Genomic DNA, 5,543 nt, shown 5'->3' on the forward strand with positions numbered 1-5,543 from the left:
GTTCGTCGGAGCCGGGGTTTGAATTATGAGAGGCATATTTTGGCCGCCACGGGGCGGCGAGAGATAGAGGTTCTTTGACACATTGGCACCAAGAAGAAAGTAAGGAAGAAGATTACTAAACTAGTCAACATCCAATGGGAGGGCGGCGGAGCCGGAGGGCGCGCCGCGCGAGAGATACTCAAGAGACAGACATAACTACAACGAAGAGTTTGATCCTGGCTCAGGATGAACGCTAGCGGCAGGCCTAACACATGCAAGTCGAGGGGCAGCGCGGGTGGCAACACCTGGCGGCGACCGGCGCACGGGTGCGTAACGCGTATGAAACCTGCCCCCCGCTGGGGGATAGCCCGTCGAAAGGCGGATTAATACCCCATGGCCTCCCCGGACCGCATGGTCCGGGGGGTAAAGCTACGGCGGCGGGGGATGGTCATGCGTGCCATTAGCTGGTTGGCGGGGTAACGGCCCACCAAGGCGACGATGGCTAGGGGGTCTGAGAGGATGGTCCCCCACACTGGTACTGAGACACGGACCAGACTCCTACGGGAGGCAGCAGTGAGGAATATTGGTCAATGGGCGGAAGCCTGAACCAGCCATGCCGCGTGCAGGATGACGGCCCTACGGGTTGTAAACTGCTTTTGCACGGGAAGAATAACCCCCTCGTGAGGGGGGATGCCGGTACCGTGCGAATAAGGATCGGCTAACTCCGTGCCAGCAGCCGCGGTAATACGGAGGATCCGAGCGTTATCCGGATTTACTGGGTTTAAAGGGTGCGTAGGCGGGCGCCTAAGTCAGCGGTGAAAGGCAGCGGCTCAACCGTTGAACTGCCGTTGAAACTGGGCGCCTTGGATTCGGTCGGGGCCGGCGGAATGCGTGGTGTAGCGGTGAAATGCTTAGATATCACGCGGAACGCCGATCGCGAAGGCAGCTGGCCAGGCCGAGATCGACGCTGAGGCACGAAAGCGTGGGGATCAAACAGGATTAGATACCCTGGTAGTCCACGCCGTAAACGATGATCACTGGATGCCGGCGACACGCTGTCGGCGTCTGAGCGAAAGCATTAAGTGATCCACCTGGGGAGTACGATCGCAAGGTTGAAACTCAAAGGAATTGACGGGGGCCCGCACAAGCGGAGGAACATGTGGTTTAATTCGATGATACGCGAGGAACCTTACCTGGGCTAGAACGCATTCGGAACCGCCCCGAGAGGGGCGCGCCAGCGATGGCCGTTTGCGAGGTGCTGCATGGTTGTCGTCAGCTCGTGCCGTGAGGTGTCGGGTTAAGTCCCATAACGAGCGCAACCCCTACTGCTAGTTGCCAGCGGATCATGCCGGGGACTCTAGCGGAACTGCCAGCGTAAGCTGCGAGGAAGGTGGGGATGACGTCAAATCAGCACGGCCCTTACGTCCAGGGCTACACACGTGTTACAATGGCCGGTACAGAGGGCAGCCACCCCGCGAGGGGGCGCGAATCCCGAAAGCCGGTCCCAGTTCGGATCGGAGTCTGCAACCCGACTCCGTGAAGCTGGATTCGCTAGTAATCGCGCATCAGCCACGGCGCGGTGAATACGTTCCCGGGCCTTGTACACACCGCCCGTCAAGCCATGGAAGCCGGGGGTACCTGAAGTCCGTAACCGCGAGGAGCGGCCTAGGGTAAAACTGGTGACTGGGGCTAAGTCGTAACAAGGTAGCCGTACCGGAAGGTGCGGCTGGAATACCTCCTTTCTGGAGCGCGGGGCCGCGAGGCCGAGCGCCCTCCCCTTTGTTCTTGGGTGCCGTGTGTTGATTTTCATTGGAAAGGCGTGCGACGCGCGGGCAGACAGTCCCGTAGCTCAGCTGGTTAGAGCGCTACACTGATAATGTAGAGGTCCCCAGTTCAAGTCTGGGCGGGACTACGGCGTCCTACGACCGGGGAATTAGCTCAGCTGGCTAGAGCATCCCGACCTGCGGTCGGGAGGGTCACCGGGGCTAGTTCTGGCAAAGGGGAATTAGCTCAGCTGGCTAGAGCACCTGCCTTGCACGCAGGGGGTCAACGGTTCGAATCCGTTATTCTCCACAAGACTGGGGTAACGACCTCCAGTACAGCGATGACGATGATGAAGCGCAGGGGTACAGCCGGAGGGGCTGGAGCATCCCGACCTGCCGGTCGGGAGGGTCAACGGTTCGAATCCGTTATTCTCCACAAGACTGGGGTAACGACCTCCAGTACAGCGATGACGATGATGAAGCGCAGGGGTACAGCCGGAGGGGCTGGAGCATCCCGACCGGCAGGTCGGGAGGGTCAGCGGTTCGAGACCGTTATTCTCCACAGCTCCGCCTCAGGGCGGGAGAAGTTCTTTGACGTGGTGGTGGTGTGAATAAACACTGATATGTATTGCAACAACAATAGTAGAAAGATTTATTTCTGAGCAAGAGCAAAGACCGAGCGAACACCGGGCGCGCGAGCGCGCGGGAAGTGATTAAGGGCGCACGGGGGATGCCTAGGCTCTCGGAGGCGACGAAGGACGCGACAAGCTGCGAAAAGCCGCGGGGAGGGGCACATACCCATCGATCCGCGGGTGTCCGAATGGGGCAACCCATCCCGTTGATGACGGGATATCCCGAGCGATCGGGAGGCGAACCTGGGGAACTGAAACATCTAAGTACCCGGAGGAGAAGAAAACAAGAGTGATTCCCCCAGTAGCGGCGAGCGAACGGGGAGCAGCCCAAACCGGGCCCGTTACGGCGGGCGCGGGGTTGTAGGGCCGCCATGAGGTGCAGGCGTGCGAAGCGGAACCCGCTGGAAAGCGGGGCCGTAGCGGGTGATAGCCCCGTACGCGCAAGCTGAGCCGGCGCCGGCGGTACCCTGAGTAGGGCGGGGCACGTGAAACCCTGTCCGAACCCGCGGGGACCATCCCGCAAGGCTAAATACTCCCGAGAGACCGATAGCGAACCAGTACCGTGAGGGAAAGGTGAAAAGCACCCCGAGCAGGGGAGTGAAATAGTGCCTGAAACCGTGCGCCTACAAGCGGTCGGAGTCCCGATTCGTCGGGATGACGGCGTGCCTTTTGCATAATGAGCCTACGAGTTGCGCTGTCCGGCGAGGTTAACCGCTTGAAAGCGGGGAGCCGAAGCGAAGGCGAGTCCGAACAGGGCGTTGAGTCGGGCGGTGCAGACGCGAAACTTTGCGATCTACCCATGGCCAGGTTGAAGGTGTGGTAACACACACTGGAGGACCGAACCGGTAAGCGTTGAAAAGCTTTCGGATGAGCTGTGGGTGGGGGTGAAAGGCCAATCAAGCTGAGAAATAGCTCGTACTCCCCGAAATGCCTTTAGGGGCAGCCTCGGGCGTACCACCGCGGAGGTAGAGCTACTGACTGGATGCGAGGGCTTCGCCGCCTATCAAATCCTGACAAACTCCGAATGCCGCGGTGCGATACCCGGGAGTGAGCCGCTGGGTGCTAAGGTCCAGCGACGAGAGGGAAAGAACCCGGACCAGCAGCTAAGGTCCCCAAGTGTACGCTAAGTTGAACAAACGTGGTGCGGCTGCAGTGACAGCTAGGATGTTGGCTTGGAAGCAGCCATCCATTCAAAGAGTGCGTAACAGCTCACTAGTCGAGCGGCCGTGCGTGGATAATGAGCGGGCATCAAGCGTACCACCGAAGCTCTGGATTTATGATTTATTATAAGTGGTAGGGGAGCATTCCGGACCGCGCCGAAGCGGCCCCGCGAGGGGCGGTGGAGCGTCCGGAAAAGCAAATGTAGGCATGAGTAACGACAAGGCGGGCGAGAAACCCGCCCACCGAAAGACCAAGGTTTCCTGATCAACGCTAATCGGATCAGGGTTAGTCGGGTCCTAAGGCTAAGGCGAAGGCCGATGCCGATGGCAAGCCGGTCAACATTCCGGCACTGCCGTGCGCTGCGATGGGGCGACGGAGGAGTGAAAGGCCCGCCCGGTGACGGAATACCGGGTTTAAGGGTGTAGGTACAGGCTGGGGTTAGTAGCCCCGGGCTGCCGAACCCGAAAGTACCGCGAGCCCTCGGGCGAGCGGATAGCGGCCCTAAGCATACTCCCAAGAAAACCCCCTAAGCTTCAGGCGTACGGCACCCGTACCGCAAACCGACACAGGTGGTCGAGGAGAGGATCCTAAGGTGCTCGAGTGAATCATGGCTAAGGAACTAGGCAAACTGACCCTGTAACTTCGGGAGAAAGGGTCCCGCCGCGAGGCGGGCGCAGAGAAATGGCCCAGGCGACTGTTTATCAAAAACACATGGCTCTGCCAAATCGAGAGATGATGTATAGGGCCTGACACCTGCCCGGTGCCGGAAGGTTAAGAGGGGATGTCATCTTCGGAGAAGCATTGAATCGAAGCCCCGGTAAACGGCGGCCGTAACTATAACGGTCCTAAGGTAGCGAAATTCCTTGTCGGGTAAGTTCCGACCTGCACGAATGGTGTAACGATCTGGGCGCTGTCTCAGCCATGAGCTCGGTGAAATTGAAGTCGCGGTGAAGATGCCGCGTACCCGCAACGGGACGGAAAGACCCCGTGAACCTTTACTGCAGCTTAGCGCTGGTTCTGGGCAGGCGATGTGTAGGATAGGCCGGAGGCTGTGAACCGGGCCCGCCAGGGTTCGGGGAGCCGTCCTTGAAATACGGCCCTTCGTCTGCTTGGGACCTAATCCGCCTTAAACGGAGACACCGCTTGGCGGGTAGTTTGACTGGGGTGGTCGCCTCCAAAAGCGTAACGGAGGCTTCCCAAGGTGCCCTCAGCGCGGATGGTAATCGCGCGGGGAGTGCAATGGCACAAGGGCGCTTGACTGTGAGGCCGACAGGCCGAGCAGGGACGAAAGTCGGGCATAGTGATCCGGTGGTTCCGCATGGAAGGGCCATCGCTCAAAGGATAAAAGGTACTCCGGGGATAACAGGCTGATCGCCCCCAAGAGCTCATATCGACGGGGCGGTTTGGCACCTCGATGTCGGCTCGTCACATCCTGGGGCTGGAGAAGGTCCCAAGGGTTCGGCTGTTCGCCGATTAAAGTGGCACGCGAGCTGGGTTCAGAACGTCGTGAGACAGTTCGGTCCCTATCTGTTGCGGGCGTAGGAGGCTTGCGAGGCCCTGGCACTAGTACGAGAGGACCGTGCTGGACGCACCGCTAGTGTACCTGTTGTGGCGCCAGCTGCATCGCAGGGTAGCTATGTGCGGACGGGATAAGCGCTGAAAGCATCTAAGCGCGAAGCCCCCCTCAAGATGAGGCCTCCCTCGAGGGCCGTGGAAGATGACCACGTTGATAGGCTGCAGGTGTAAAGCCAGCGATGGCAAAGCCGAGCAGTACTAATCGCCCGAACGGCTTTCCGCGCGGCGCCGGGTGCGCGCCGGTCGCGCTCCTGCTCACACCACCACGTCAAACAGCATACGGCCCGCAGGGCGGGCCGGGTAGCCTTCAGGTGGCTATTGCGGTGGGGCTCCACCTCTTCCCATGCCGAACAGAGAAGTTAAGCCCACCAGCGCCGATGGTACTGCCGAAAGGTGGGAGAGTAGGTCGCCGCCATCCTTCAAAGCCCCGAGC

2 tRNA genes and 3 rRNA genes are annotated in these 5,543 nt (G+C 60.1%); all 5 read left to right on the forward strand.

The annotated features are described in order from the left end of the window. Positions 1-197: 197 nt before the first annotated feature. Positions 198-1,721: ribosomal RNA gene (locus tag G8O23_RS16915) — 16S ribosomal RNA — on the forward strand. Positions 1,722-1,817: 96 nt separating this feature from the next. Then, positions 1,818-1,891: transfer RNA gene (locus G8O23_RS16920), tRNA-Ile, on the forward strand. A gap of 87 nt (positions 1,892-1,978) precedes the next feature. After that, a tRNA-Ala gene (locus G8O23_RS16925) sits at positions 1,979-2,052 on the forward strand. 393 nt (positions 2,053-2,445) lie between these two features. Next, positions 2,446-5,333: ribosomal RNA gene (locus G8O23_RS16930) — 23S ribosomal RNA — on the forward strand. A gap of 84 nt (positions 5,334-5,417) precedes the next feature. Then, a 5S ribosomal RNA gene (gene rrf / locus G8O23_RS16935) occupies positions 5,418-5,528 on the forward strand. The 16S, 23S and 5S rRNA genes sit together here with 2 tRNA genes alongside, the layout of an rRNA operon. Positions 5,529-5,543 lie beyond the last annotated feature (15 nt).

It is taken from the genome of Perlabentimonas gracilis (genome assembly GCF_011174675.1).
Classification (GTDB): domain Bacteria; phylum Bacteroidota; class Bacteroidia; order Bacteroidales; family Tenuifilaceae; genus Perlabentimonas; species Perlabentimonas gracilis.